Source organism: Streptomyces sp. NPDC050164 (assembly GCF_044459945.1).
GTDB lineage: Bacteria > Actinomycetota > Actinomycetes > Streptomycetales > Streptomycetaceae > Streptomyces > Streptomyces coeruleorubidus_A.
In genome coordinates, this window is the sequence record NZ_JBITJK010000002.1 from 51,922 (window position 1) to 77,836 (window position 25,915).

Sequence of the window (25,915 nt, forward strand, 5' to 3'; positions counted from 1 at the left end):
ATGGGTCCTGCCGGGATTACCCCCGGCCCCTGGACCGCGCCGCCCGCGCGATGGTGACCACCGCCTTCTCCAGGGCGTACCCGGGATCGTCCCCGCCGCCCTTCACTCCCGCGTCCGCCTCGGCCACCGCCCGCAGCGCCACGGCCACCCCGTCCGGAGTCCAGCCCCGCATCTGCTGCCGCACCCGGTCGATCTTCCACGGCGGCATGCCCAGCTCCCGGGCGAGATCGGCAGGCCGGCCGCCACGCGCCGACGACAGCTTCCCGATCGCCCGGACGCCCTGCGCCAGCGCACTCGTGATCAACACCGGCGCCACCCCGGTCGACAGCGACCAGCGCAACGCCTCCAGCGCTTCCGCCGCCCGCCCCTCGACCGCCCGGTCGGCGACCGTGAAGCTCGACGCCTCGGCCCGGCCCGTGTAGTACCGCCCGACGATCGCCTCGTCGATCGTCCCCTCGACATCCGCGACCAGCTGCGAAACCGCCGACGCCAGCTCCCGCAGATCGCTCCCGATCGCGTCGACGAGCGCCTGGCACGCCTCCGGAGTGGCGGACCTGCCCGTCGCGCGGAACTCCTGCCGTACGAACGCCAGCCGGTCCGCCGGCTTCGTCATCTTCGGGCAGGCCACCTCGCGCGCCCCCGCCTTGCGCGCCGCGTCGAGCAGCCCCTTGCCCTTGGCCCCGCCCGCGTGCAGCAGCACCAGGGTGATCTCCTCGGCGGGCGCCCCGAGATACGCCTTCACGTCCTTGATCGTGTCGGCCGACAGGTCCTGCGCATTGCGTACGACGACGACCTTGCGCTCCGCGAAGAGCGAGGGACTCGTCAGCTCGGCGAGCGTGCCGGGCTGCAACTGGTCCGGGGACAGGTCCCGTACGTCCGTGTCGGCGTCGGCGGCCTTCGCGGCGGCCACCACCTCCCGCACGGCACGGTCGAGCAGCAGCTCCTCCTGGCCCACGGCAAGCGTCAGCGGGGCGAGAGGGTCGTCATTCGCAGTCTTCCTGGCCATCGCGACAAGCATCCCACGCGGCACTGACAACGGGTCCCGAAGGGCTTACGGCTCCTCCCGCCACCCGTCCCACTCCCCCGCGAACCGGTCCAGCTCCCCGGGATCCAGCCGCTCTTCCTCGTCCCGCAGGACGACCAGCCACTGCGCGTCCTCGGCATCGTCCTCGCCGGCCAGCGCGTCCCGCACGAGCTGCGGCTCCTCGACGACGCCGAAACGCTCCGGGAGCGCCTGCACCACTTCTTCCGCCGCGTCCCTGTCGGGCAGCACCAGCACATGTCGCACATCACTCACGCCGGTCATTGTCCGACACCCCACCACGGCCGAACCGCCGGCTCAGCTCTTGCGGACGACCTGCACGTCGAGGTCGACCTTGATGCTCGGTCCCACCACCGCGATGCCACGGGCCAGCATCGTCTGCCAGCTCACCGTGAAGTCGTCCCGGTGCAGCTCGGTCGTGGCCCGGCAGGCCGCCCGCACCTCGCCCTCCATGCCGTTGCCCAGCCCCAGGTACTCCGTGTCCAGCGTGACCGTCCGCGTCACGCCGTGCAGCGACAGCGCCCCCGTCACGGCCCACCGGTTCCCGCCCTTGTGCACGAACCGTTCGCTGTAGAACTCGAGGGTCGGGAACTTCGCGACGTCCAGGAAGTCCGCCGACCGCAGGTGGTCGTCGCGCATCCTCATGTTGGTGTCGATGGACGCCGCGTCGATCACCACGTGCATCGCCGACTGCTCCAGCGGCTCGGTGATCCGTATGACTCCCGCGAAGGACTTGAACTGTCCGTGGATCCGTGCCAGTCCGATGTGCCGTGCGGTGAAGCCGATCGAGGAGTGCGCCGACTCGATATCCCAGTCGCCGGGCTCCGGCAGCTCCGGCGGCCGGGCCACCTGGAGCGTCACGTCACCGAGCGACGCGAGCGAGCTCTCGGCGACCTGCGTGGTCGCCCGGTACGGCGTGTACCCCTCCGCCGACACGGCGAGCCGGTACTCCCCCGCGGGCACCGTCGTCACGAACGACCCGAACGGATCCGCTCCCCCGCTGACCACCGGACGCCCCATGGCGTCGGTGAGCGCGAACTCCGCGTGTCTGACCGGTTCGTTGACGGGGTCGAGCGCCCGGCAGGCCAGCACCCCGGCGCTCGGCGGCATCGGCACCGCCGCCAGGGGGCTCGTCCGTTGCACCCGATTGGTTCGGCTTCCCAGCCAGCGGCCGATCATCTGGACACCTCGCGCGACTCGAAGTCAGCTGTTTGATCACTCTTCACCGAGGAGGCATTCGACCACCGATGAGGCTTTCGAGGCAACACGGGACCACATCACGGGAATCCAGCACTTGTGCTGGGACTACGCACGAGGAGCACCATGTGGGCCAAGTGGGGTTTCTGGCCCCTCTGCCCCTTCTCCCCTCGCTACTCCATCGACCTTTTTCTCCCCTCTTGCACCTCTGGTCCGGCCTCTTGCACCTCTGTCCGGATCAGCTCTCCCGGCCGGTGCCCCGAACCGTCGGCACCGAGCCGAGCTCGATACCGAACCGCTCCCGGTACACCCCGAGCACCTCCTCGTCCGTCCCCAGCTCCCGCTCCTCCCGGCTGCCGTCGGCCGCGGTGACCGTGAGCCTGCGGCCGCTGAGCGTAATCCTCCCTCCGTCCTCCGTGACCCGCGAACAGACCAGCGACCGCGTGAAGTGCGACACCGGCGACGTGCTGTGCCACCACACACCCGCCACGAAGTCCCCGAGCACCCTCGGCCGTACCTCCAGGCGGTACTGCGGTCTGCCGTCGCGGATCACGTCCAGGTCCGCCGCCTCCACCGTGTCGTGCCCACCGCGCACCCCGGCCGCGTCCGGCTGCGCCTCCACGATCCGGAACGTGCCCCCGGGGTCCTGCTGTTCTCCTCTCTCCCCGAACGCCAGCGGCAGATGGCTGTGCGCCCCGAACCCGACGTCGGCCAGCCAGTCACCCCCGTCCACCGTCCGCACCCGCAGCACGAGATGGTCGTACGGGATCCCGAGCCGCTCCTCGTCCCCGTACACCCGCGCCGCGAGCAGCGCCACGTCGTACCCCAGCGCGGCGAGCAACATCCCGAAGGCGCCGTTGAGTTCGTAACAGAACCCGCCTCGCCGGGCACCCACCACCTTGTCCAGCAGCCGCTTCTCCTCCAGCACGATCTCCTCGCCGAGATGGATCGACAGGTTCTCGAACGGCACGGTCCGCAGGTGGCACAGGTGCAGTTCGCGGAGCACGTCGACGGTGGGCCACGCCGGGTGCTCGACTCCCAGGCGGCGGAGATAGGCATCAACCTGTGCTGCGTCCATACCCTCAGTCTCGCGCCACCCTCAGCCCTCCGCCCCCTCCTACGACCGCCAGTGCGCCGTCCCGGTCCGTCCGCAGCACCGCCGCACCCCCGGCGCGCAGCGCCGCGACCGTGCCGGGCGCCGGATGCCCGTACCTGTTGTCCGCACCGCAGCTGATCAGGGCCAGCCGTGGGGCCGCCCGGCGTATCAGGCCGGGGTCCTGGTAGGCCGAGCCGTGGTGGGCGACCTTCAGCACGTCCACGCTCTGCAGGTCCTCGGCCGCCGGTGATCTCGCCAGCGCCCGCTGGGCCGGGGGTTCGAGGTCCCCGAGGAGCAGAAGACGCAGTCCTGCCGACCGGACCAGCATGGCGACGCTGGCGTCGTTCGGCCCCTCCGGCGCCGGGTGGGCCGGGAGCAGCTGCGGATGCGAGCCCGGTGGCGGGGTCGGGGACGGGCTCGGGGGTGGCCACACCACCTGCCAGGACAGCTCTCCGGTGCGGCGCTGCTCCCCGGCGGCGGCCCGCGTCACGGGTACCCTCCGGGCCGCCGCCTGTCTCCGTACGAACGCGGCCTGGTCCGCCGGCTCTTCGAAGCCGGTCGTCTCGATCGCGCCCACCGCCCGCCCGCGCAGCACACCGGGCAGGCCCGCCACGTGATCGGCGTGGAAGTGGGTGAGCACGACCAGCGGAATCCTGGTGATGCCGAGTGAGCGCAGGCAGTGGTCGACGAGCTGCGGATCGGGTCCCGCGTCCACCACCACACCGGTGCCCTCGCCCGCCGCGAGCACCATGGCGTCACCCTGCCCCACGTCGCACATCACCAGCCGCCAGCCGGGCGGCGGCCAGCCCGTGACCACCCGGGTCAGCGGCGGGGGCTGCACCACCGCCAGCACCAGCGCCAGGCCGCAGACCCCGCACCACCAGGGATGCCCGAGCAGCCGCCGCCCCACGAGCAGCACGACCAGGGTCACGGCCGCGAGCAGCGCCGCACCCGCCCAACTGCCCGGCCAGTCCACTCCCGCTCCCGGCAGTGCCGCCCCGGTACGGGCCACCTCCGCGATCCACTCGGCGGGCCAATGCGCGCACCACGCCAGGGCCTTGGCCACCGGCATCGCCATCGGTGCCGTGGCCAGTGCCGCGAAGCCCAGCACGGTGGCCGGCGCGATCGCGAACTCCGCGATCAGATTGCACGGCACCGCCACCAGGCTCACCCGCGCCGACAACACGGCGACGACGGGCGCGCACAGGGCCTGCGCGGCGGCAGCGGCGGCCAGCGCCTCGGCGAGCCGCGGCGGCACCCCGCGCCGACGCAGCCCGGCGCTCCAGCGCGGCGCGAGCGTGAGCAGGGCGCCGGTGGCCACGACGGAGAGCAGAAACCCGTAACTCCGCGCCAGCCACGGGTCGTACAGCACCAGCAGCAGGACCGCCGTCGCCAGCGCCGGGATGAGTGACCTGCGGCGGCCGGTCGCGAGGGCGAGCAGCGCGACGGCTCCGCATGCCGCGGCCCGCAGCACGCTCGGATCCGGTCTGCACACGACGACGAACCCGAGTGAGAGCACGCCTCCGAGCACCGCGGTCGCCCGCAGGGAGACACCGAGGCGGGGCGCGAGCCCCCGCCGCTCGACGTGCTGCGCCAGGCCCGGCGGCCCGAGCAGCAGGGCGAGCAGAATCGTGAAGTTGGCTCCGGACACGGCCAGCGTGTGCGTGAGGTCGGTCTCCTTGAACGCCTCCTCCAGCTCCGGGGTGATCCGCGAGGTGTCCCCCACGACCAGCCCTGGCAACAGCGCCCGGGCATCCGCCGGCAGCCCGTCGGTCGCCTCCCGCAGCCCGGCCCGCAACCGCCCGGCGACCCGCTGAGCGGCCGAGGGTTCCCCCACCACCTCCGGTTCGTCCTGGCCCCGCACCCGCAGCACGGCCGCGACCCGGTCACCGCCCGTCATCGCGGGCGCCAGCCGCGCGCTGACCCGCAGCCGCGTCGACGGCAGCAGCCCCAGCCACGGCGACCGTACGGGCCCACCGGCGGCCGCCCTCCCACCCTCGACAGACCCGGTGGCGGATGACGACCGCCCATCCCCGACGGCCCCGGGAGCCCCACCCGCGGATTCAGGTCTCCCATCCCGGACAACCCCGGTCGCCCCAGCCGCGGGCACCGACGGCCCATCCCCGACAGCCCCGGTTGCCCCACCCGCGGGTGCGGGCCTCCCATCCCCGACGGCCCCGGCCGCCCCACCCGCAGACACCGACCGCCCACCGTCGGCAGCACGACCGGCCGACCCCACGTCGACGATCACCAGCACCGGCGCCCGCGTCGCCACCGTCGCGCCACCCGCCTCCTGAACGCGCCGCACATCGGCGTCGATCAGCACGGCGGTGGGAGCGACGTGATCGCCCCGGACCTTCGGCCGGGTGAGCCGGGGGTCGGAGGTGAGCTCGACCTCGGCGGTCACCGTCGCGTACTCCCGCGCCAGGCCGGGCACGGGCCCCCGGCGCAGATCCGCCCCATGCAGCCCGGCCGAGGCGGCAGCCGCGGCCACGCACAGCAGCACAGCTGCGGCCGACGCTCGCGGCCATGAGGCCCACCCTGCTCGCCGGGCCATCGGCAGCAGGCCGACGGCGGCCAGACAGCCGACCACGATGCCCAGAACCCACCCCGGCGATGCGTCCAGCACCAGTGCGGCCGTGCCCCAGGCCGCGAGGGCGGGTGGGACGAGCCGTAGGTCCGTGGGTCCTTCCTGCCGCGGACGGGAGCTGCCCAGCCGCTTCCCGGAGGAGGCGTGCACGGAGGACCGGGCGGGAGCGGCCGACCCGGCGGTGAAGGCCTCGGGTGTCGCCTCGTCCCGCCCCGTCGGCAGGTCACGGGCGCTCCTCATGGCCGTACGAGATTCCGCAGGTCGGCGAAGCGGCGGTCGCCGATGCCGTTCACCTCGCGCAGCTCGTCCACGGAGCGGAACCCGCCGTGCTGCGTGCGGTAGTCGATGATGTGCTGCGCCAGCACCGGGCCGACACCCGGCAGGGTGTCGAGCTGGTCCGCGGTGGCCGTGTTGAGGGAGACGGGAGCCCCTGGCATCGCGCCGCCCGCCGCCGCACCGGCCGTGCCTCCGGCAGCCGTACCGCCCGCCCCGGTTCCCACCGGGGGAGCCGGTCCCCCGACGATCACCTGCTCGCCGTCCACGAGGAAGCGGGCGCGGTTGAGACCGTCGGTCTTCGTGCCGGGCTTCACTCCGCCCGCCGCGCGCAGCGCGTCCGCGACACGCGAGCCGGCCGGCAGCCGGTGGATCCCGGGTTCACGGACCTTGCCGCCGACGTCCACGACGATCTCGGGCGCCCCTGCGGCACCTGTCGGCTTCGCCGCCCCTGCGGGCGCGCCCGGTCCTCGTTCCGGCCCGGCCTGTCCGCTCTGTCCCGGCTCTCCGTACGGTGCCGCCGCTCGCACCACCTCGGGCGGTCGTACGGACTGGGTCCGGCCGGCCCAGAAGTGCTGCACGGCGAACGCCGCGGCGACGACGAGCACCACCGTCAGCGCGAGCACGCTCCGCCGCTCCAGGCCACACCTGGCCTGCAACCACAGGGGCATGCGCTCCCGCACCGCGAGCCCGGCCCGCTCCCGCCAGGCCCCTTCCCCGAGGCGGCCGTCTCCGCCACCTACCCCGGCGCCCGCCCCACCGTCGGCACCGACGGGGACGCGGGCGGGCACACGGACTGACTCCACATCAGGATCCACACCGGGTCCCGCAGCAGCCTCCGCCCGGTCGAGCCCTCGCCGAGCACGTCCTCCACCGGCCGTCTCCTCGGGCTCGGGCGGACCATGGCCCGACTCCCGCCGCTCCCCGGCCCGTTCGGCATGCTCGCCGAACAGCGCCTCCGCGCGTCGGCGGAGTTCCTCCGCCGAGGCATGACGATGCCGTGCCCGGCCGCGTGCGACAGGCCGGTGACGGCGGTGACGGATACGGCCGTCGGACGCCGGTCCACGGCCCGGCCCGCTGGTCGCAGTCGCTGTGCGTGAACGTGATCGAAGTGCCATGCGACGAGGATCGGCCACTTCGGCACCCTCGCGATGATCTTGGTCAATTCCCGGGGACGACCGCCGGCTTGTGGATAACTCGGCCACCCACTCGGGTGATCAGAGCCCGCCGTAACCGTTCACTGCGGCGAAACCACGACCCCCAGCAACCCGGGCCCCGTGTGCGCCCCGATCACCGCGCCGACCTCGCTGACATGCAGATCGGCAAGCCCCGGCACCCGTGCCCGCAACCGGTCGGCGAGGGCCGACGCCCGGTCCGGGGCGGCGAGATGGTGGACGGCGACGTCGACCTGGGCGCTGCCCGCGCGCTCGGCCGCGATCTCCTCGAGGCGGGCGATGGCCTTCGAAGCGGTCCGCACCTTCTCCAGCGGTTCGATACGGCCATCGGCCAGTTGCAGCAGCGGCTTCACCGCGAGCGCCGAGCCCAGCAGGGCCTGCGCGGCACCGATACGGCCGCCGCGGCGCAGGTAGTCGAGGGTGTCGACGTAGAAGTAGGCGGACGTGCCCGCGGCCCGCTTCTCCGCGGCGGTGACGGCCTCGTCCACCGTGCCGCCCGACTCCACGGTCTGCGCCGCGGCGAGCGCGCAGAAGCCGAGCGCCATCGCGATCATGCCGGTGTCCACCACCCGCACCGGCACCGGCGCCTGCCGCGCGGCGACGACGGCCGCGTCGTACGTGCCGGAGAGCTCGGCGGACAGATGGAGGGAGACGATGCCGGTGGCGCCGGACTCGGCGACCTTGCGGTAGGTCTCCTCGAAGACGGCGGGGCTGGGCCGTGAGGTCGTCACCGGGCGCCGCTTCTGCAAAGCCTGGGCGAGGGCGCGGGTCGAGATCTCGGTGCCCTCCTCCAGCGCCCGGTCGCCGAGGACGACGGTCAGAGGTACCGCTGTGATGCCGTGACGCTCCATCGTCCTGGCCGGCAGGTAGGCCGTTGAATCGGTGACGATCGCGACATGGCGGGACATGAGCTGGAGGTTACCTGCCGTAGTGCCCGTGCGGCAGCCCGGCCCCCGTGCCCTGTGCCGCGAGTGGCCGGATCAAGTGGTGCTCTCGGGGCGGGGCTTCTTCTGCCAGGGGTAGGTGGGGCGCGGTCCCGGCGGTGTGATGGCGGGTCGTGCCGGCTCCTGGGCCGGGCTCGACTGCGGGGTTTCCGGCCAGGTCTGCCCGGCCGTGGCGCCATCCGCGGCGGGCGCCTCGGGCCACGGCGGCGAGGCGGGCGGGGGCGTCGGAGAAGAGGCGGTCCGGGACTCAGGGGCCGTCGTCCAGTGCCGCAGCGCCCCGGACTCCAGGTCGATCTGCGCGCTGAGCGAGTCCAGGTCGTCGTCGGCGAAGCGGCGGGCGCGGTCGCGGGCCGCCCAGCGCAGCGAGTCCGCCGAGTGCGTGATGCGTTCGGTGCGCTCGCGCAGCTCGGGCAGCCGCTCGGCGAGCGCGGTGCGGTCCGGCTCGGACTCCAGGCGCTTCAGTTCGTCGTCCAGCTCGTGTCCATGGGCGCTGAGCCGTTCGAAGAGGCCGAGGGACTCCTTCAGGGACTCGTCCTCGGCGACGGCCGCCTGCAACGCGTCCTGCGTGGCGCGCATCGAGGTGCGCAGCTTCAGCCGGAGCTGGGCGAGTTCGCCCGCGGTGCCGGGCTGGGCGAAGGACTTGGCCCGCAGTGTGTGGTCCTCGACCGTGCGGCGGGCCTGGGTGATGCCGCGGTCCACGCCGCGCTTGGCGGCGCCGACCACCTTCACCGTGGCGTACGCCCCGAGCCCGAGAAAGAGCACGAAGAGCAGGGCGAAGACTGCGATCACTGCTTCCACAAGGGCTCCTCCTCAGGACGTCACGGCACCTCACGTCGCTCTTCAACGGTAAACGCAGCGGGCAGGCCCGGAGTTCCAGAAAAACCCCGAACCTGCCCGTAGGGGACCACCCCGAGAGCGGTCCGCAGTGCCTGGCGGCTACGCCGGAACGATGTTCACCAGCTTCGGCGCCCGCACGATCACCTTCCGGATCCCGGCCCCGTCCAGCGCGGCGACGACCTTCTCGTCGGCCAGCGCGGCCTTCTCCAGCTCCTCGTCGGAGATGGCCGGGGAGACCTCCAGCCGTGCCTTGACCTTGCCCTTGACCTGCACGACGCAGGTCACGGTCTCGTCGACCACGTACGCCGGGTCGGCCACCGGGAAGTCCTGGTGCACCACCGAGCCCTCGTGCCCCAGCCTGCGCCACAGCTCCTCGGCGATGTGCGGGGCCAGCGGCGCCACCATCAGCACCAGCGGCTCCGCGACGGACCGCGGCACCGCCCCGCCCGCCTTGGTCAGGTGGTTGTTCAGCTCGGTGATCTTGGCGATGGCGGTGTTGAACCGCATGCCCTCCAGGTCCCCGCGCACGCCGTCGATCGCCTTGTGCAGGGCGCGCAGCGTCTCCTCGTCCGGCTCGGCGTCGACGACGATCACCTCGCCGGTCGCCTCGTCGACGATGTTGCGCCACAGCCGCTGGAGCAGCCGGAACTGGCCCACCACCGCGCGCGTGTCCCAGGGCCGGGAGACGTCCAGCGGGCCCATCGCCATCTCGTACAGACGCAGCGTGTCGGCGCCGTACTCGTCGCAGATCTCGTCCGGAGTGACCGCGTTCTTCAGGGACTTGCCCATCTTGCCCAGCAGCCGGGAGACCTTCTCGCCCTGGTAGTAGTACGCGCCGTCGCGCTCCTCCACCTCGGCGGCCGGCACCGCGATGCCACGGCTGTCGCGGTAGACGTAGGCCTGGATCATGCCCTGGTTGAACAGCTTGTGGAACGGCTCCACCGAGGAGACGTGCCCCAGGTCGTACAGCACCTTGGACCAGAAGCGCGCGTACAGCAGGTGCAGTACGGCGTGCTCGGCGCCGCCGACGTACAGGTCGACACCGCCGTGCGGCCGGCCCTCGCCCGGGCCCATCCAGTACCGCTCGATCTCCGGGTCGACCAGCTGCTCGCTGTTGTGCGGGTCCAGGTAGCGCAGCTCGTACCAGCAGGAACCGGCCCAGTTGGGCATGGTGTTGGTCTCGCGGCGGAACGTGCGCGGACCACGGCCGTCGCCCAGGTCCAGCGTGACGTTGACCCAGTCCTCGTTGCGGGACAGCGGGGTCTCGGGCTGGGTGTCGGCGTCGTCCGGGTCGAACGTGCGCGGCGAGTAGTCCTCGACCTCGGGCAGCTCCAGGGGCAGCATCGACTCGGGCAGCGCGTGGGCGATGCCGTCCTCGTCGTAGACGATCGGGAAGGGCTCGCCCCAGTAGCGCTGGCGGCTGAACAGCCAGTCGCGCAGCCGGAAGTTGACGGTGCCCTCGCCGATGCCGGACCGCCCCAGCCACTCGGTGATGCGCGCCTTGGCGTCGACGACCCCCAGGCCGTCCAGGGAGACACCCTCCCCCGTGGAGTTGACGATCTTCGCGTCGTACGACACGAAGGCGCCGTCCCACGTCGAGGTGTCCGTGCCACGGCCGTCGGTCGGCTCGACGACGCAGCTGATCGGCAGCTCGAAGGCGCGCGCGAACTCGAAGTCACGCGCGTCGTGCGCCGGCACCGCCATGATCGCGCCGGTGCCGTAGCCCATCAGCACGTAGTCGGCGATGAAGACCGGGATCTGCTCGCCGTTGACCGGGTTGGTCGCGTACGCGCCGATGAAGACGCCGGTCTTGTCCTTGGCCTCGGCCTGCCGTTCCACGTCGGACTTGGACGCGGCCTGCGCGCGGTAGGCGGCGACGGCCTCCCCGGGGGTCGCGTGACCGCCGGTCCACACCTCGTGGGTGCCCTCCGGCCAGGCGGCCGGGGTGAACTTCTCGACCAGCGGATGCTCGGGCGCCAGCACCATGTAGGTGGCGCCGAACAGGGTGTCCGGGCGGGTGGTGAAGACGGTGATGCGCTCGCCGTCGATCGGGAAGTCGACACGGGCGCCCTCGGAGCGGCCGATCCAGTTGCGCTGCTGCAGCTTGATGGCCTCGGGCCAGTCCAGCTCCTCCAGGTCCTCCAGCAGCCGGTCGGCGTAGGCCGTGATGCGCATGTTCCACTGGCGCAGCTTGGCCTTGAAGACCGGGAAGTTGCCGCGCTCGGAACGGCCCTCGGCGGTGACCTCCTCGTTGGCCAGCACCGTGCCCAGGCCTGGGCACCAGTTGACCGGCGCGTCGGAGGCGTAGGCCAGCCGGAACTCGCCCAGGACGTCGGCCTTCTCGGCGGCGCTCAGCTCGCTCCACGCGCGCGTGTGGCCCGGTACGGGCCGCTCACCCGACTCGAACTGGGCGACCAGCTCGGAGATCGGGCGGGCCTTCTTCGCCTCGTGGTCGTACCAGGAGTTGAAGATCTGCAGGAAGATCCACTGAGTCCACTTGTAGTACTCCGGGTCGATCGTGGCGAACGACCGGCGCTTGTCGTGACCCAGGCCCAGCCGGCGCAGCTGGGACTTCATGTTCTCCATGTTGGCTTCGGTGGACACGCGCGGGTGCGTGCCGGTCTGCACGGCGTACTGCTCGGCGGGCAGTCCGAAGGCGTCGAAGCCCAGGGTGTGCAGGACGTTGTGGCCGGTCATCCGCTGGAAGCGCGCGAACACGTCAGTGGCGATGTAGCCCAGCGGGTGTCCGACGTGCAGGCCCGCACCCGACGGGTACGGGAACATGTCCATGACGAACTTCTTGGGCTTGGCGACGGTCCCCTGGTCGCCCGCCAGGTCACCCTTCGCGTTGGGCGCGCCGTAGGTGCCGTCGGCGTCCCAGAAGTCCTGCCAGCGTGCCTCGATCTCGGCTGCCATGGCGGCCGTGTAGCGGTGCGGCGCTGCCACCTCGGAGGCGGCAGCGGGGTTCGTCTCGCTCATGATCCTCAAAGCTCCATCGATCGTCTCTGCCTGCGGCTGTGGGGTTCGGGAAACGAAAAATCCCCTCGCACAGGAGGGGACGCCGCGCCGATTCCGGCCACTCGACTCGTCCGGTGGCCGGGACTGATCAGCGCGGCCCGCTAAGCAGAAGGCGTACGGCACGCATGGCGTTAGGGTACCGCAGGCCCCCAGCGCGCCGCGACGCGCTTCCGGTGGGCCGTCTCGGTGCCCAATAAGCTGAACCAAGGTCAAAAGTTACTTCGCGTAACAGTCACTAAGGGACATCACAGCAACCACATTGTCCTTTGATAACAACGCAATAACTCAAACCTCGTACCCATCGGTATGGCGCGGCTTAGAGTGCGGCAGCGGGACCGCTTTCCCGAACCGCTCGGAGTTGCCCCCATGAACCCTCATCGCAGTAACAGCCCGCTACACCCGGTCACCGGGATGTGGGGAGGCCGACCGTGACGAACTACGACTCCACGGCAGACGACACGTTCGCCGACTTCCTCAACTTCGGCGTCGGCGTGCTGTCCCTCGTATGCCTGTCCTGCTCGGTGATCTGGGGGCTGGTCGCCCAGGACCGGGTCCTCCTCGACGCGCGCAGGCGCATCCTGGCACAGGCCGTGCACCGGACGACGGCGGTCGCCTCGATCGTCTTCCTCCTGATGCACATCGGAGTCAAGCTGGCGCTCGCCCACACCACGTGGGTCGCGGTGTTCATCCCCTTCGGGCTCATCGCCAGCGACAACGACGAGCTCATGGGCCGGCCGTTCCTCGTCGGCCTAGGCACCCTGGCCAGCATGCTCATGATCTTCGTGGGCGTCACGGGCATGCTGCGCAACCGCTTCGCGTCCCCGGCGCCCGTCGCGGCCCGCTGGCGGGCCATGCACATGCTGGCCTACCCGGCCTGGTGCGCCGCCCTGGTCCACGGCCTCTACGCGGGCCGCCCGGCCAAGCCGATCTTCGTCATCCTGTACTGCCTGTCCCTGGCCGGCGTGGCCGGAGCCCTCGCCCTGCGCGCCGCTCCGCGCCCGGTCAAGCGCAAGGTCGCCGACAAGTTCGCCGAGCTCATCGGGCCCGGGGAGGGCCAGGGCCGCAGGGACCTGGAGGAGAGCCGGGCCCGGGCGGGCACCGGCTCGGCGCTGCCCGGCTACGAGGGCCGGGGCACGCCCGTGGGGGCCATGGCCTCCCCGTCGGGGCCGCTGTACGAGAAGGCGGAACGCCCCTCGGCCAAGGACCCCGCGAACGGCTTCGCCGCGGCCTACCGGGCCGTCTCGGGCCCTCCCCGGGGCCAGGAGGCCTTCGCGCCGGGGCCGACCACCCGCATGGAGCTGCCGCTGGACATGCAGCCCACCGAGACCATCCCGACCGTGGACGGCCCCTCCAGCACCTCGGGCAACTGGCCGATCCCGTCCCCGCCACCGGTCGGCGAGGCCCCGCCGTCGGCCTACGACCCGCTCCAGGACACGGGCTTCAACATCCCGCCCTACGACCCCCTGCAGGACACCGGACAAAGCATCCCGGCCTATGGCAATCCAGGCGCCGCCGGCTATGGATCGAGTGACGTGTACGACACGGGTGAGACGAACGCCGTCTACGACACGTACTACCCGAACGACACGTACAACAGCGGTCCCGCCACTGAAACAATGCCCGGTGCGTCCTACGACTTCGACGCACCGGGATCGGGCGAACCTTGGAACACGCCTTCCGGAGGCTTTAAGTGAACGAGGCTTTGCCTGACGTACCCGAAGTCCGCGTGGTCGGTCTTCCTCAGCTCACGTCCGGCTTCGACCTTGTCGATCGGCTCGATCTGCCCATGCACCTGAAGGTGCACGGGCCACTGGAGCCGATGGGCGGCGAGCAGCTCGCGCAACTCGCCGAACGCATCAACCTGAAGGGCCGCGGCGGCGCGGGCTTCCCCTTCCACAAGAAGCTGCGCTCGGTCGCCGAGTCGGCGATCAAACGCGGCGTCCGGCCGGTCGTCGTCGTGAACGGAAGCGAGGACGAGCCGGCCTGCCGCAAGGACACGGTGCTGATCAACCGTGCTCCCCATCTGATCCTGGACGGCGCACTGCTGTGCGCCGAGGCGCTGGGTGCCCGCACGCTCGTGGTGGGGGTCACCCGTGAGTCCACACAGCGCTCCATGGAGGCCGCGCTCGCCGAACGCGGCCTCAGCAACGGCCGCAGATCGGCACTGCGCGCGCGTGTGCAGCGCAACCCGGTCCGCATGGTCACCGGCGCCGCCGCGTCGCTGATCCGCTCCATCGACGGCGGCCCCGCCATCCCGCCGGGCCGCAAGGTCAGCGCCTCGCAGAACGGCGTCGGCGGCGCGCCCACGCTGCTGTCCAACGCCGAGACCTTCGCCCAACTGGCCATCGCCGCCCGCATCGGCCCGGAGCGCTACGGCAACACCGGCCTGTACGACGAGCCGGGCACCGTCATGCTCACGGTCTCCGGGGCGGTCGCCCGCCCCATGGTGATCGAGGTCCCGACGGGCGTGCCGCTGCGGTACGTCCTCCAGCTCGCCGGCGCCCCGCCGATGCCGCAGGGCGTGCTCACCGGCGGCTACCACGGCAAGTGGATCGACGCGGCGACGGTCAACGAGGCGATCGTCTCCCGCAACTCCCTGGACGCCGTGGGCGGTTCGCTCGGCGCCGGCGCGATCCTGCCGATCACTCAGGACACCTGCCCGCTGGGCGAGTCACTGCGCGTCGCCCAGTGGCTGGCGGAGGAGAGCGCGGGCCAGTGCGGCCCCTGCTACCTCGGTCTGCCGGCCGCCGCGCGCGGCCTGGAGGACATCCTCAACGGCGGCGGACCGGCCGCCCTGGAAGCCCTCAAGCAGGTCGCCAAGAACGTCAAGCGGCGCGGCGCGTGCTCGCACCCGGACGGCTCCGCGATGTTCATCGAGTCGACCATCAAGGCGTTCACGGACGACCTGGCCGCCCATGTCCTCGGAAACGGCTGCGGACGGCCCGTGGAGGGCGTTCTGCCGCTCTTCGAGGGCGGCAGGGCCCCTAGGGGCATCCCGGGCGGCGGCGAGTCCGAGGAGAACGGCCCCAGCCGCCAGAAGATCTACGTCGACTGGACACTGTGCCGGGGCCACGGCCTGTGTGCGGACATCCTCCCCGAGGTGTTCCAGCTCGGCGCCGACGGCTTCCCGACTGTGGCGCAGGCGCAGGTGCCGCGGTACGCCGAGGCCAAGGCTCTACGCGCGGTGCGTCGCTGTCCGGCGCTGGCCCTGCGCGTCGAGGAGGACACGCGCGCTCAGGGCGGCGCGCCGTCCCGCAACCTCCCGGTCCTGTCCCAGGGCCGCGGCCGCCGCGCCCTCGGCCGCTGAGCACGCGTACGGCGGGCTTCCCTCAGGGGAGCCCGCCGTACGCGCACACGGACACCGCACACACCGCACACGAAGAAGGCGGGCCATCCGATCGGATGGCCCGCCTTCTTCATCTTCTGTGGAGCTAAGGAGAATTGAACTCCTGACCTCCTGCATGCCATGCAGGCGCTCTACCAACTGAGCTATAGCCCCTTGCTGTGTCCCTCCGGGTTTCCCCGGCGGCGACGCCAACTTTACTGGTCCACCGGGCCCAACACCAAATCGATTTCGCCTCGTACAGGGATGCCCGCTATGCCGGATTTGCACCAGCCCTGCGGGCTCTACGCCGTGACGAACGAATAGAACCGCTTGAGCGTGCAGTGCTCCTCCAGAAGCCGGCCGTAGATCGGCTCACCCTCCAGCTCGCGGTACGTCTCGATCGGGTCGCCCTTTATGATCAGCGCCCGCGCGCACTCCTCGCACCAGTACTGGTAGTCGGGATTGATCGGCTCCATGTCGCGGACGATCGGAGTCCCGCTGCCACACCAGTCGCATTTCCGCCTGTGTGCACCCATCGATCAGCTCCAGCTGTGGCCGCAGGCCGTGCACACGTAGGAGATCCCGCCGTTGTCGCCGAGCATCTGGGCCACGTGCGCGGATCCGCAGGAAGGGCAGCTGAGGCGGGTGGACATATCCCATGTCAATGCTGCTCCGAGGAGGTGGTCGACCTCCTGGATGCTCGCAGGCATCGCTACTCCCTCCCGTCGGGCCGCGCCCCCTTCCGGCCGTTTGATTCTGCCACGGCCGGAGCAATACGGTCAGCGACGCCTCAGTACCAGTCCGGACACGGCAGGCGTCGTGGCCGTAGAGGTATACGCCTGACCGGGCCCGAGTGACTCAACGCCGGGCACGAAAAATCCCGCCCCCTGGACGGGAACGGGATCTTGACGTGGAGCTAAGGAGAATTGAACTCCTGACCTCCTGCATGCCATGCAGGCGCTCTACCAACTGAGCTATAGCCCCTCGCCATGCGGCGGAGCCGCATGATGATTCTGTCTCCCCGTCTGGCGGGGCGAACAAGAAGAACTTTAGCCTGCGACCTGCCGGAAAGTGAAATCCGGGGGTCAGTCGTCGTCGCCGAGCACCGGTTCCGGCAGGGTGCCGGCGTTGTGCTCCAGCAGGCGCCAGCCGCGGGCGCCTTGACCGAGGACGGACCAGCAGCAGTTGGAGAGTCCGCCGAGGCTCTCCCAGTGGTGGGGGTCCAGGGCGAGGAGGCGCCCGATGGTGGTGCGGATGGTGCCGCCGTGGCTGACCACGACGAGCGTGCCGTCCTCGGGGAGCTTCTCGGCGTGCCGCAGCACCACGGGGGCGGCGCGGTCGGCGACCTCGGTCTCCAGTTCGCCACCACCGCGGCGCACCGGCTCGCCGCGCTTCCACGCGGCGTACTCGTCGCCGTGCCGGGCGATGATCTCCTCGTGCGTCAGGCCCTGCCAGACACCCGCGTAGGTCTCGCGCAGCGCCTCGTCGTGGGTCACGTCGAGGCTGGTGAGCGCGGCGAGCTCGGCGGCCGTGTTCGCGGCCCGCTTCAGGTCGGAGGCGACGATCGCGTCCGGCTTCAGGGAGACGAGCAGCCGCGCGGCGCGGCGGGCCTGGGCGACGCCGGTCTCGGTGAGCTCGACGTCCGTGGTGCCCTGGAAGCGGCGCTCCACGTTCCACGCGGTCTGGCCGTGCCGCCAGAGGATGACGCGGCGGCCTCGGCCCTGGCCGGCGGACGCCTCACTGAAGGAGGTCACCGCCAGTCACCGTCCAGCTCCGCCGCCTCCTCGGCCGCCTGCAGCTTGGCGTGCTGCTCGGCCTTGCCGCGGGTGGCCTTGGCGTCCTCGGGCAGCTCCAGCTCGGGGCAGTCCTTCCACAGCCGCTCCAGGGCGTAGAAGACGCGCTCCTCGCTGTGCTGGACGTGGACGACGATGTCGACGTAGTCGAGCAGCACCCAGCGGGCCTCGCGGTCGCCCTCGCGGCGCACCGGCTTGGCGCCGAGCTCCTTGTTGAGGCGCTCCTCGATCTCGTCGACGATCGACTTGACCTGGCGGTCGTTGGGCGCGGAGGCCAGCAGGAAGGCGTCCGTGATGGACAGCACGTCACTGACGTCGTAGGCGACGATGTCGTGTGCCAGCTTGTCGGCGGCCGCCTGGGCGGCGGTGTTGATCAGCTCGTGAGAGCGGTCGGTCACGGTCACTACAAGGCTTTCCGTCGGCGGTCACTTGCCACCAAGGGTCTCACGGACCGCCGACAGCCCCCCACGCGATTACGGCAATCACGTGGGGGGCGCGCCGCTTGCGCCTAGTCGGACGACGGCTTGTAGTCCTGGCCGAGAACCACGGCGACGTCGGCGCTCGTGGAGGTCCTGCCCTTGGTGACGGAGCCCGCGGGCAGGCCCAGGGTCTTGGCGACCTCGGCCGCGTCGGCCTTGTCGGCGGCGTCGGCGTAGGTGACCTTGGACGTGGCCTGGGCGGTGCCGGGCGTGCCGCCCTCCAGGAAGGTGAAGCCGCCGTTGAGGAGTACGACGCGGGCCTTCTCCGTGTTGTCCTTCACACCGCTGGCGTTCTGGACGGAGACGCTGACGGCGGCGTCCTTGTCGGGGCTCTTGGCGGTGCCGCCGAGGACGTTCCTGACCACGCCCGCGCTCGCCTGGGCACTGAGCGTGCCGTCGGTCTGGACCGGCAGCAGGTCCGTTTTGTAGTCGCCGCCCTTGGCGAGGTCGGAGAGCCCGGCGAGGAAGGAGCCGAGGTCCTTGTCGGTCAGGGACGGGTCCAGGATCTGCGCCAGCGTCTGGATCGTGGTCGTCGCGGCCTGCGGGTCGGAGGACATCTTGCGCAGTACGCCCTGCAGGACCTGCCCGAAGCGCTCCAGCTGGGCGTTCTGGGCCTCGCCGGGGGCGCGGTAGGTGGCGTAGGCGACGGCCATCTTGCCGCTGAGGGTCTGGTCCTTGCCCTGGTTGACCAGGGGGGCCGCGCCCTTCTTCTTGGCGCCGGGGTCGGGGACGTCCGTGTTGGTGTCGACGTCGATGTTGCCGATGAGGTCGACGAGGTTTTGGAGGTAGGGGGTGTCCAGGCGCCAGGTGCCCTCGATGTCGGTGCCGAGGACCGTGTCGAGCGCGTCTCGGGTGCCGTCGGAGCCGTCGTCCTCGACCGACTTGGCCAGCGTCGTCGTGGTGCCGTCGTCGCTGGTCAGGGCGAGGGAGTTGGGCAGCAGGACGGTGGTGCCCCGCTTGGTGGTGGTGTTGTCGACGAGGAGGGCCGTGGCGGTGCCGCCGCCCTTGGTGTCGTGCAGGTGGACGACGATCACGTCGCGCTTCTGGGCGCCCGCGGCCGTCGCGGTGCCCGTCGCGGAGTCGTCGGAGGACAGGCCGGGCAGCTTCCCCGCGTACCAGAGGTAACCGACGCCGCCGACCGCGGCGAGCGCTAGGACGACGACCAGGGCGACGATCCGGCTGCGGGCGCGGCGCCGGGCCTCCTCGCGACGCTCGGTGCGGTTCTCGGTGAACTTCAGCCAGTCGATGACGTCTTCGGAGTTGTCGTCGGGCTCCTCGACGAACCCGAACTGTTCGGTGTGGTACTCCGGTTGGGACCGGTCGCGGACTTCCTCGTCGTCGGCCGGCCCCGCCTGCTGCGGGATGTGGGCGGTCTGTTCGGCGACGCGGGGCTGCTGGGCCGTGCCGGCGCCGGCCGCGGCCTGGCCATAGAGGTCGTGGGACGCGCTGCCGCCCTGGTGCTGCCCGGTGGCGTAGGGGTCGTAGGAGCCGTGGACGGGCTGCTGTTGACCGCCGCCGTAGTCGTACGCGGGCGGGGGCTGCTGCCCGGCCTGGGCGTACGGGTCGTAGCCGTAGCCCTGCTGTTGCTGCTGGGCGTACGGGTCGTACGTCTGCTGCTGGGTCTGCTGTGCCGGGACCTGGCGGTAGACAGGCCGGCCGTACTCGTCGTAGCCGACGAGCTCGTACTGGTCGCCCCCGTACCCCGGGTCGTATCGGTCGTTCACCGGTGCCCCTCTCGGCTCACTCGCCGCGGTACAGCTCGCGCTTGTCGATGTAGCGCACGACTCCGTCCGGCACCAGATACCAGATGGGGTCGCCCTTGGCGACTCTCGCACGACAGTCCGTGGAGGAGATGGCGAGGGCGGGGACCTCGACGAGGGAGACGCCGCCCTCCGGGAGTCCTGGGTCGTTCAGGTGGTGGCCCGGCCGGGTGACCCCGATGAAGTGCGCGAGGGAGATCAGTTCCTCGCTGTCCCGCCAGGTGAGGATCTGGGAAAGCGCGTCGGCGCCGGTGATGAAGAACAGGTCCGTGTCGGGGTTGAGCGCGCGCAGGTCGCGCAGGGTGTCCACGGTGTAGGTGGGCCCGCCGCGGTCGATGTCGATGCGGCTCACGGAGAACTGCGGGTTCTCGGCGGTCGCGATGACCGTCATCAGGTAGCGGTCCTCGGCCGGGGAGACGCTGCGGTGGCTCTTCTGCCAGGGCTGGCCGGTGGGGACGAAGACCACCTCGTCGAGGTGGAACGCCGCGGCGACCTCGCTGGCCGCCACCAGGTGCCCGTGGTGGATCGGGTCGAAGGTGCCGCCCATGACGCCGAGGCGGCGCTTGCCCGGCTGGGGCCGGCCTGTTCCGGGGCCGTCGATCTGGCGGTGCGCCGTGGCGGCACGGCGGGGCTCCGAGTGTCGCTCGGTGCCGCTCGCCGTGTCCTGTGCCGGGTCGTGCGGCGTCTCGTTCGCCGGACCGGTAGGCATGTCCTGCTCTCCCATGCGTGCAGACCCTACCGGCCCTGCCTGAGGGGTCCCGGGGGCTCCCCGCGCGGGGCGCCCTGCCGGGCTCAGCGGTCGCGGTTGAAGCGGGTGGTGATCCACAGCATGAGCAGCAGGATGAAAAGGGCGGCGCCACCGGTGAGGAAGGGGCTGAGGCTCTCGTGGTTTCCGCCGTGCTCCTCGCCCTCGGCGGCGAGGGTGACCAACTGGGCAGCGGTGCTGTGGAAGCTCATCTTCGGCAGGACCTATCGGTGTGGGCGGGTTAAAGACGTCGGCTCATCGTAAGCGGGCGCCCCGACCGCGATCACCCCGACTCCGCCTCTTCGTGACACGGAGGCGGTGCCTGCTCCCGCCCGGCCCGGTCACGGGGCCAGGCGGGGAACCTTCCCGGTGCCTCAGTCGTCCTTCCGTCTGTAGCCACGCAGCAGGAACCACGCGGTCAGCACACAGCCCAGGATCATCACGATCAGTACGTACCTCAGCATCCCCGGCCCTCCTTGCCGCTCGGCGGCGGTCGCGGCCTCGGCGAGCCAGGCGGCCGCGGGGTGGTGCTCCATGGCGGTGGTCTCCTTCGCTGTACTGCCCGACCACCGTAACTCCGCCTAGGCTGGGCTCTGCCTCGGGGAAGCAAAAGGCCGCACAAGGGGCCGTAAAGGTCACACGACGCACATGGGGGAAGACATGTCCGACGGCCACGAGCACGAGAACGTGCCGAGCAGGCAGCGCAGGCGCTTCCCCGGGATCTCCTCGCGTACGTACGAGCATCCGGCCGACCGCTCCGCCCTGGTGGCGCTGCGCAAGCTGAGCGGTTTCGACACGGTGTTCAAGGCGCTCAGCGGTCTGCTGCCCGAGCGCAGTCTGAGGCTGCTGTTCCTGTCCGACTCGGTGCGGGTGTCGGACCAGCAGTTCGCGCATCTGAACGTGATGCTGCGGGACGCCTGCTACATCCTGGACCTGGAGAAGGTCCCGCCGATGTACGTGAACCAGGACCCGCAGCCGAACGCGATGTGCATCGGCCTGGACGAGCCGATCATCGTGGTCACGACGGGGCTCGTCGAGCTGCTCGACGAGGAGGAGATGCGGGCGGTCGTCGGCCACGAGGTGGGGCACGCGCTGTCCGGGCACTCGGTCTACCGGACGATCCTGCTGTTCCTGACCAGCCTCGCCGTACGGGTCGCCTGGATCCCGCTGGGCAACCTCGCGATCATGGCGATCGTGACCGGGCTGCGGGAGTGGTTCCGCAAGTCGGAGCTGTCGGCGGACCGGGCGGGGCTGCTGGTCGGGCAGGATCTCCAGGCGTCCATGCGGGGTCTGATGAAGATCGCGGGCGGCAACCACCTGCACGAGATGAACGTGGACGCGTTCCTCGCCCAGGCCGATGAGTACGAGGCCGGGGGCGACCTGCGCGACTCGGTGCTGAAGATCCTGAACGTGCTGCCCCGCTCCCACCCCTTCACCACGGTGCGGGCGGCCGAGCTGAAGAAGTGGGCAGAGTCGCGGGACTACCAGCGGATCATGGACGGGCACTACCCGCGGCGCGACGAGGACAAGGACACCTCGGTCCGGGACTCCTGGCGGGAGTCGGCGAACCACTACACGACCCATGTGAAGAGCTCCAAGGACCCGCTGATGAAGCTGGTCACCGACCTCGCCGGTGGCGCCGGCGACCTGGGCGACCGCGTCCGCCGGGGCTTCGGCGGCTTCACGAACTCGGCTCAGAAGCCGCCTCGCGGGCCTGAGACGCCGGACCCGTCGGACTCCCCGGGAGACGACCGGCCGCCACGCGACGACGGCTGAGGCACCCGTAGGAGCGTCGGGAGGGCCACAGCGCCCCGGGCGGCCGGCGGGGAGCCCGGCTCACACCTTCGGCTGCGCGCTCTTCGCCAGGGAGCCGCACAGGGCCGTGGCGCTGCCCGTGGCGTAGGGGTCCGTGCCGGCGGGGCCGCCTTCCTTGGCCGTCTGGCCGGCCAGCAGGGGGCGCAGGTGGTTCGTGGAGTCCTCGGCGCAGGAGAGCGGGCCGGCCTGGACGTAGGAGACGACGAGCTGGGCCTGGTGCAGGCGCAGGTCGTCGCGGTCGAAGCGGAAGTGCAGCTCGCGGCGGACGGTGAACAGGGACACCTCGGCCTTGTCACCGGCCCCGGCCGGCCGCAGTGCGTACACGAACGTGTGGTCGGCGGTGACCTCGAGCGTGGACGAGTCGGCCTCGGCGGCCTGGAGCGTGCCCTGGACCCGCACCTTGCGGTCGGCCAGCTCGGCGCGGGAGGGGTCGAAGCGGACGAGCCACCCGGTGGGCGCATGGCGTCCGTCCGCGGTGGGGCGGGCGAAGCTCTGATCGAACTGGTCCAGCTGGTCGGGGGCCAGCAGGACGCGGACGGCCCGGACCTCACGGCCCGTGAGCACGTCCGGGTCGAGGGCGGAGCGGACGATGTAGTCCTTGGCGGTGGTCAGGGCGCTGACGACCTGGCTGTCCGAGAAGTGCGCGGTGCGCCGCGAGGCGGGCAGCGGCACGCCCTCCGCGCCGGTCTTGAACTGTGCGGCGGGGCTGCGCTCGTACAGGTACGCCGTGTCGGCCGTGCCGGGCACCTTGCCCTCGGGGGCCAGCGGGATGACGGTCATCCGCAGCGGTTCGGCGGACTCCTGAGCGGTGGGCGTCTGGTAGGGGTGCCGTACACCCATGTAGATCGCGGTGCCGAAGGCGACGGCGATCAGCAGGACCAGGACCAGCGCCTGCCGGGACAGGCCCCGGCGCAGGGGCGGGGCGCGGCGCACGGCGGGCGCGTGGTCGCTGATGCGCTCCTGGGCGGAGTACTCCTGGAGGCGGGCAGCCCGGACGAACGACTCGTCGAAGACGACGGATCGGTACTCGTCCTCTCCACCTGAGGGACCGCCCTCGGGTGGCCCCTCAGGTGGGTCTCCAGGCCCGCCCATATCTTCAGGGTAGGTCGCCGGAAGCTCGGGTAAACGCCCTGCTGCACCACAAGTTCTGACAGGTCCTCACCAGGACGGGCGGGTTCCGGTCAGGGGGAGGGCGGGATCACCGAGACGGCCGGCTGGGAGTAGTCCGCGGAAGCGGAGGGAGTCGCCCCGCTGCTCTGTTCCAGGCCGGTCGAGGTGGGCGCCGGCACGGTGTCCTGGCGGTTGGAGGACGCGCCCCGGTAGACCGCCGTGAAGGCCAGCGCGACCATGCCGATGCCCATCACGAGGGCGAGCAGCCAGGCGACGGGGCGGTGCCAGCGAACCTGTTTGGAGTACGGCCCCGTGCCGCCGTAGCGGTCCTCGAGGATGTCGGAGTCGTCCAGCTCGGGATCATGGCCGAAATCGCCGTACCCGTCGTCGTACCGCTCGCCTCTGGAGTGGGCGCGGCGCGCCTCCGCCTCGGCTCTCGCCTTGGCGGCGGCCAGGAGGCGCTCCACGGCGGTCGGCTCGTGCACCACGGCCGCGCGTACGAAGGCCTCGTCGAAGACCACGGAGGCGAACTCTTCGTCCGACACCCCGCGGTCGTGGTCGTCGTCGGGCTCCCGGCCGTCAGGAAACGGCGTGCCCCCCACGTCCTCCGGCACTGTTCCAGAGTAGACCTGGGGGGTCATTTTGGGCAGACGGTATGGAAATTCATCCGCCGGTTGAGACGGCGTTCACGGGGTGCCGCACGGCGCGCGCCCGGCCGGGGGCGCCCCTGCCGCACACACATGCGCCGCTTTACATACCCACGTGGCAGGCGGCTCAGCGCCGCACGTGCCCGTCCCCGGTGACGATGTACTTGGTGCTGGTCAGCTCGGGCAGACCCATCGGGCCGCGGGAGTGCAGCTTCTGGGTGGAGATGCCGATCTCCGCGCCGAAGCCGAACTGGCCGCCGTCGGTGAAGCGGGTGGAGGCGTTGACGGCGACGGTGGTCGAGTCGACCAGCTGGGTGAAGCGGCGGGCGGCCTGCTGGGACGTCGTGACGATGGCCTCGGTGTGGCCGGAGGTCCACAGCCGGATGTGCTCGACGGCCTTGTCCAGCGAGTCCACCACGGCCGCGGCGATGTCGTACGACAGGTACTCCGTCTCCCAGTCCTCGGCCGTCGCCTCGACGACCGTGGCCTTGGAGTCCTTGGCGTGGGCCAGGACGCGCTCGTCGGCGTGCACGGTGACCCCGGCCTCCGCGAGGGCGTCCAGGGCCCGCGGCAGGAACTCGGCGGCGATGTCCTGGTGGACCAGCAGGGTCTCGGCGGCGTTGCAGACTCCGACGCGCTGGGCCTTGGAGTTGATCAGGATCTCGACGGCCATGTCGAGGTCGGCCTGGGCGTCGACGTAGACGTGGCAGTTGCCGGTGCCGGTCTCGATGACCGGGACGACCGACTCCTGGACGACCGTGTTGATCAGCGAGGCGCCGCCGCGCGGGATGAGCACGTCGACCAGGCCGCGGGCGCGCATCAGCTCGCGCACGCTGTCGCGGCTCTCGCCGGGCACGAGCTGAACGGCGTCGGCGGGCAGCCCGGCCCCGCCCACGGCGTCGCGCAGGACGCGCACGAGGGCGGTGTTCGACTGGTACGCCGAGGAGGAACCGCGCAGCAGGACCGCGTTGCCGGACTTCAGGCAGAGGGCGGCGGCGTCGACCGTGACGTTCGGCCGGCCCTCGTAGATGATCCCGACGACACCGAGCGGCACGCGGACCTGACGCAGGTCGATGCCGTTGGGCAGCGTGGAGCCGCGCACGACCTCGCCGACCGGGTCGGGCAGCGCGGCGACGTCGCGCACGTCGGAGGCGATGGCGCGGACCCGCTCGGGGGTGAGCGTGAGCCGGTCGATCATGCCCTCGCTGATGCCGGCCTCGCGGGCCTTGGCGACGTCCTTGGCGTTGGCCTCGACGATCTCGCTCGTACGGACCTCCAGCGCGTCGGCGATGGCGAGCAGCGCGTCGTCCTTGTCGGCCCGCGGCAGCGGCGCGAGGCTCGCGGCGGCGGCCTTGGCGCGGTAGGCGGCCTCGGTGACCGGGGACATGGAGTCGTACGGCGAAAGCGTGGTCATGAGGGAAGCGTAGTGTGCCGGGCCGGACCGTTCACCGCTCGTTCCACACCCCGAGACGCTTGCCGAGACACTTCCCGAGACGGCTGCCGGACCGGGTCAAAACGGATGGACTCCGACCGGTGATGCCGGCGGCGGCCCGTAGCCCTCGGCGATGCGCTGGTGGTAGGTCGCGCGGTCGATGACCTCCAGGCCGACGATCTCCCAGGGCGGCAGCCCGGCGGTCTGCCGGTGCTCGCCCCACAGGCGCAGGGCGACGGCGGCCGCGTCGTGCAGGTCGCGGGCCTCCTCCCAGTAGCGGATCTCCGCGTGGTCGACCGCGTACCGGCTGGTCAGGAGGAAGGGGTGGTCGTGGGCGAGCTGCTCCAGGGCGCGCCGTACCTCGGGCAGCGGGGCCTCCTTGCCGGAGACGCTGAGGGTGACGTGCCACAGGCGCGGGGTGTCCGCGGGTTCCTCGCCCTCGAACCGGTCTCCGGCCGCCACGCTCGTCAGGGCCCGCTCCTCACCGGCCGCGCGGGAGCCGGCACCACCACGGGACGCCGTGGCCCCAGGGCGCACTCGTCTCACGACGGCCTCCTTTGCACAGTGGCGCTGCTGCGGAATATGTCCCCGAGACAAAGTTGAGCAGGCCGCAAGAGATCGCGTGGCGGTTTTGCGG

At 71.5% G+C, this 25,915-nt stretch carries 24 protein-coding genes and 2 tRNA genes; 3 read left to right on the plus strand and 23 right to left on the minus strand.

Annotation, left to right across the window (positions count from 1 at the left end):
• Nucleotides 1–16: 16 nt before the first annotated feature.
• From holA to leuS, 9 genes are all read right to left on the minus strand, one after another.
• The gene (gene holA / locus ACIBNA_RS03020) at nucleotides 17–1,006 is read right to left on the minus strand and encodes a DNA polymerase III subunit delta (protein WP_399163540.1); all 990 of its coding nucleotides are present in this window, start codon (nucleotides 1,004–1,006) and stop codon (nucleotides 17–19) included.
• Nucleotides 1,007–1,051: 45 nt separating this feature from the next.
• Entirely contained in the window at nucleotides 1,052–1,297 is a 246-nt protein-coding gene (locus ACIBNA_RS03025; protein ID WP_399163541.1) for a hypothetical protein, read from the minus strand.
• Nucleotides 1,298–1,339: 42 nt separating this feature from the next.
• Nucleotides 1,340–2,221 carry a YceI family protein gene (locus ACIBNA_RS03030; protein ID WP_399163542.1) on the minus strand — a complete coding sequence of 294 codons (882 nt, stop codon included), beginning with the start codon at nucleotides 2,219–2,221 and terminating at the stop codon, nucleotides 1,340–1,342.
• A 256-nt stretch (nucleotides 2,222–2,477) separates the two neighbouring features.
• Complete coding sequence (locus tag ACIBNA_RS03035) at nucleotides 2,478–3,317, minus strand: arylamine N-acetyltransferase (protein WP_399163543.1); 840 nt, start codon at nucleotides 3,315–3,317, stop codon at nucleotides 2,478–2,480.
• 4 nt (nucleotides 3,318–3,321) lie between these two features.
• Nucleotides 3,322–6,165 carry a ComEC/Rec2 family competence protein gene (locus ACIBNA_RS03040; RefSeq protein WP_399163544.1) on the minus strand — a complete coding sequence of 948 codons (2,844 nt, stop codon included), beginning with the start codon at nucleotides 6,163–6,165 and terminating at the stop codon, nucleotides 3,322–3,324.
• Nucleotides 6,162–7,316, minus strand: coding sequence for a helix-hairpin-helix domain-containing protein (locus tag ACIBNA_RS03045; RefSeq protein WP_399163545.1), 1,155 nt, complete (start codon nucleotides 7,314–7,316; stop codon nucleotides 6,162–6,164). The genes ACIBNA_RS03040 and ACIBNA_RS03045 overlap by 4 nt, the downstream gene beginning before the upstream one ends.
• Nucleotides 7,317–7,435: 119 nt before the next feature.
• The gene (locus ACIBNA_RS03050; RefSeq protein WP_399163546.1) at nucleotides 7,436–8,281 is read right to left on the minus strand and encodes a DegV family protein; all 846 of its coding nucleotides are present in this window, start codon (nucleotides 8,279–8,281) and stop codon (nucleotides 7,436–7,438) included.
• A 72-nt stretch (nucleotides 8,282–8,353) separates the two neighbouring features.
• Nucleotides 8,354–9,115, minus strand: a complete 762-nt coding sequence (locus tag ACIBNA_RS03055; RefSeq protein WP_399163547.1) for a hypothetical protein — start codon at nucleotides 9,113–9,115, stop codon at nucleotides 8,354–8,356.
• Nucleotides 9,116–9,253: 138 nt separating this feature from the next.
• Nucleotides 9,254–12,133 (minus strand): leucine--tRNA ligase, encoded by a 2,880-nt coding sequence (leuS, locus tag ACIBNA_RS03060; RefSeq protein WP_399163548.1) that lies wholly within the window; start codon nucleotides 12,131–12,133, stop codon nucleotides 9,254–9,256.
• Between the two features lie 467 nt (nucleotides 12,134–12,600).
• Between leuS and ACIBNA_RS03065 the strand changes: the two genes are divergently transcribed.
• Both ACIBNA_RS03065 and ACIBNA_RS03070 read left to right on the plus strand, forming a co-directional pair.
• Nucleotides 12,601–13,866: a cytochrome b/b6 domain-containing protein gene (locus ACIBNA_RS03065; RefSeq protein ID WP_399163549.1), complete on the plus strand. Its 1,266-nt coding sequence runs from the start codon at nucleotides 12,601–12,603 to the stop codon at nucleotides 13,864–13,866.
• Nucleotides 13,863–15,479 carry an NADH-ubiquinone oxidoreductase-F iron-sulfur binding region domain-containing protein gene (locus ACIBNA_RS03070; RefSeq protein ID WP_399163550.1) on the plus strand — a complete coding sequence of 539 codons (1,617 nt, stop codon included), beginning with the start codon at nucleotides 13,863–13,865 and terminating at the stop codon, nucleotides 15,477–15,479. The genes ACIBNA_RS03065 and ACIBNA_RS03070 overlap by 4 nt, the downstream gene beginning before the upstream one ends.
• Nucleotides 15,480–15,598: 119 nt before the next feature.
• On the opposite strand, the gene ACIBNA_RS03075 is transcribed toward ACIBNA_RS03070, so the two are convergent.
• The 10 genes from ACIBNA_RS03075 to ACIBNA_RS03120 all read right to left on the minus strand — a co-directional run bounded on the left by ACIBNA_RS03075 (nucleotide 15,599) and on the right by ACIBNA_RS03120 (nucleotide 20,810).
• Nucleotides 15,599–15,671, minus strand: a tRNA-Ala gene (locus ACIBNA_RS03075).
• A gap of 128 nt (nucleotides 15,672–15,799) precedes the next feature.
• The gene (locus ACIBNA_RS03080; protein WP_006136074.1) at nucleotides 15,800–16,033 is read right to left on the minus strand and encodes a hypothetical protein; all 234 of its coding nucleotides are present in this window, start codon (nucleotides 16,031–16,033) and stop codon (nucleotides 15,800–15,802) included.
• Nucleotides 16,034–16,036: 3 nt separating this feature from the next.
• Nucleotides 16,037–16,207, minus strand: coding sequence for a hypothetical protein (locus tag ACIBNA_RS03085; protein WP_399163551.1), 171 nt, complete (start codon nucleotides 16,205–16,207; stop codon nucleotides 16,037–16,039).
• A 201-nt stretch (nucleotides 16,208–16,408) separates the two neighbouring features.
• Nucleotides 16,409–16,481, minus strand: a tRNA-Ala gene (locus tag ACIBNA_RS03090).
• A 101-nt stretch (nucleotides 16,482–16,582) separates the two neighbouring features.
• Nucleotides 16,583–17,257: a histidine phosphatase family protein gene (locus ACIBNA_RS03095; protein ID WP_399163914.1), complete on the minus strand. Its 675-nt coding sequence runs from the start codon at nucleotides 17,255–17,257 to the stop codon at nucleotides 16,583–16,585.
• A complete protein-coding gene (rsfS, locus tag ACIBNA_RS03100) occupies nucleotides 17,248–17,694 on the minus strand; it encodes a ribosome silencing factor (protein WP_399163552.1) in 447 nt (148 codons plus the stop codon). Before rsfS ends, ACIBNA_RS03095 begins: the two co-directional genes overlap by 10 nt.
• A gap of 104 nt (nucleotides 17,695–17,798) precedes the next feature.
• Complete coding sequence (locus tag ACIBNA_RS03105) at nucleotides 17,799–19,493, minus strand: LCP family protein (RefSeq protein ID WP_399163553.1); 1,695 nt, start codon at nucleotides 19,491–19,493, stop codon at nucleotides 17,799–17,801.
• Between the two features lie 16 nt (nucleotides 19,494–19,509).
• Nucleotides 19,510–20,253 (minus strand): nicotinate-nucleotide adenylyltransferase, encoded by a 744-nt coding sequence (gene nadD / locus ACIBNA_RS03110; protein ID WP_274816243.1) that lies wholly within the window; start codon nucleotides 20,251–20,253, stop codon nucleotides 19,510–19,512.
• 68 nt (nucleotides 20,254–20,321) lie between these two features.
• Nucleotides 20,322–20,486 carry a hypothetical protein gene (locus ACIBNA_RS03115; protein ID WP_184983671.1) on the minus strand — a complete coding sequence of 55 codons (165 nt, stop codon included), beginning with the start codon at nucleotides 20,484–20,486 and terminating at the stop codon, nucleotides 20,322–20,324.
• 162 nt (nucleotides 20,487–20,648) lie between these two features.
• Nucleotides 20,649–20,810: a hypothetical protein gene (locus tag ACIBNA_RS03120; RefSeq protein ID WP_086602242.1), complete on the minus strand. Its 162-nt coding sequence runs from the start codon at nucleotides 20,808–20,810 to the stop codon at nucleotides 20,649–20,651.
• A gap of 124 nt (nucleotides 20,811–20,934) precedes the next feature.
• On the opposite strand from ACIBNA_RS03120, the gene ACIBNA_RS03125 reads away from it, so the two are divergent.
• Complete coding sequence (locus ACIBNA_RS03125; RefSeq protein WP_399163554.1) at nucleotides 20,935–22,050, plus strand: M48 family metallopeptidase; 1,116 nt, start codon at nucleotides 20,935–20,937, stop codon at nucleotides 22,048–22,050.
• A 60-nt stretch (nucleotides 22,051–22,110) separates the two neighbouring features.
• Here ACIBNA_RS03125 and ACIBNA_RS03130 read toward each other — a convergent pair whose 3' ends face one another.
• The 4 genes from ACIBNA_RS03130 to ACIBNA_RS03145 form a co-directional block, all read right to left on the minus strand.
• Nucleotides 22,111–23,181, minus strand: coding sequence for a hypothetical protein (locus ACIBNA_RS03130; protein ID WP_399163555.1), 1,071 nt, complete (start codon nucleotides 23,179–23,181; stop codon nucleotides 22,111–22,113).
• Between the two features lie 89 nt (nucleotides 23,182–23,270).
• Nucleotides 23,271–23,840, minus strand: a complete 570-nt coding sequence (locus ACIBNA_RS03135) for a hypothetical protein (protein WP_399163556.1) — start codon at nucleotides 23,838–23,840, stop codon at nucleotides 23,271–23,273.
• 133 nt (nucleotides 23,841–23,973) lie between these two features.
• Nucleotides 23,974–25,260: a glutamate-5-semialdehyde dehydrogenase gene (locus ACIBNA_RS03140; RefSeq protein ID WP_399163557.1), complete on the minus strand. Its 1,287-nt coding sequence runs from the start codon at nucleotides 25,258–25,260 to the stop codon at nucleotides 23,974–23,976.
• A gap of 96 nt (nucleotides 25,261–25,356) precedes the next feature.
• Entirely contained in the window at nucleotides 25,357–25,815 is a 459-nt protein-coding gene (locus tag ACIBNA_RS03145) for a hypothetical protein (protein ID WP_059416949.1), read from the minus strand.
• Between the last annotated feature and the right edge of the window lie 100 nt (nucleotides 25,816–25,915).

Excerpts from the sequence above, each read along its gene's own strand:
- holA (WP_399163540.1), bottom strand. The coding sequence starts at position 1,006 with ATGGCCAGGAAGACTGCGAATGACGACCCTCTCGCCCCGCTGACGCTT.
- ACIBNA_RS03030 (WP_399163542.1), bottom strand. The coding sequence starts at position 2,221 with ATGATCGGCCGCTGGCTGGGAAGCCGAACCAATCGGGTGCAACGGACG.
- ACIBNA_RS03035 (WP_399163543.1), bottom strand. The coding sequence starts at position 3,317 with ATGGACGCAGCACAGGTTGATGCCTATCTCCGCCGCCTGGGAGTCGAG.
- ACIBNA_RS03040 (WP_399163544.1), bottom strand. The coding sequence starts at position 6,165 with ATGAGGAGCGCCCGTGACCTGCCGACGGGGCGGGACGAGGCGACACCC.
- ACIBNA_RS03045 (WP_399163545.1), bottom strand. The coding sequence starts at position 7,316 with ATGGCACTTCGATCACGTTCACGCACAGCGACTGCGACCAGCGGGCCG.
- ACIBNA_RS03050 (WP_399163546.1), bottom strand. The coding sequence starts at position 8,281 with ATGTCCCGCCATGTCGCGATCGTCACCGATTCAACGGCCTACCTGCCG.
- leuS (WP_399163548.1), bottom strand. The coding sequence starts at position 12,133 with ATGAGCGAGACGAACCCCGCTGCCGCCTCCGAGGTGGCAGCGCCGCAC.
- ACIBNA_RS03080 (WP_006136074.1), bottom strand. The coding sequence starts at position 16,033 with ATGGGTGCACACAGGCGGAAATGCGACTGGTGTGGCAGCGGGACTCCG.
- ACIBNA_RS03085 (WP_399163551.1), bottom strand. The coding sequence starts at position 16,207 with ATGCCTGCGAGCATCCAGGAGGTCGACCACCTCCTCGGAGCAGCATTG.
- nadD (WP_274816243.1), bottom strand. The coding sequence starts at position 20,253 with ATGGGAGAGCAGGACATGCCTACCGGTCCGGCGAACGAGACGCCGCAC.
- ACIBNA_RS03115 (WP_184983671.1), bottom strand. The coding sequence starts at position 20,486 with ATGAGCTTCCACAGCACCGCTGCCCAGTTGGTCACCCTCGCCGCCGAG.
- ACIBNA_RS03120 (WP_086602242.1), bottom strand. The coding sequence starts at position 20,810 with ATGGAGCACCACCCCGCGGCCGCCTGGCTCGCCGAGGCCGCGACCGCC.
- ACIBNA_RS03125 (WP_399163554.1), top strand. The coding sequence starts at position 20,935 with ATGTCCGACGGCCACGAGCACGAGAACGTGCCGAGCAGGCAGCGCAGG.
- ACIBNA_RS03130 (WP_399163555.1), bottom strand. The coding sequence starts at position 23,181 with ATGGGCGGGCCTGGAGACCCACCTGAGGGGCCACCCGAGGGCGGTCCC.
- ACIBNA_RS03135 (WP_399163556.1), bottom strand. The coding sequence starts at position 23,840 with ATGACCCCCCAGGTCTACTCTGGAACAGTGCCGGAGGACGTGGGGGGC.
- ACIBNA_RS03140 (WP_399163557.1), bottom strand. The coding sequence starts at position 25,260 with ATGACCACGCTTTCGCCGTACGACTCCATGTCCCCGGTCACCGAGGCC.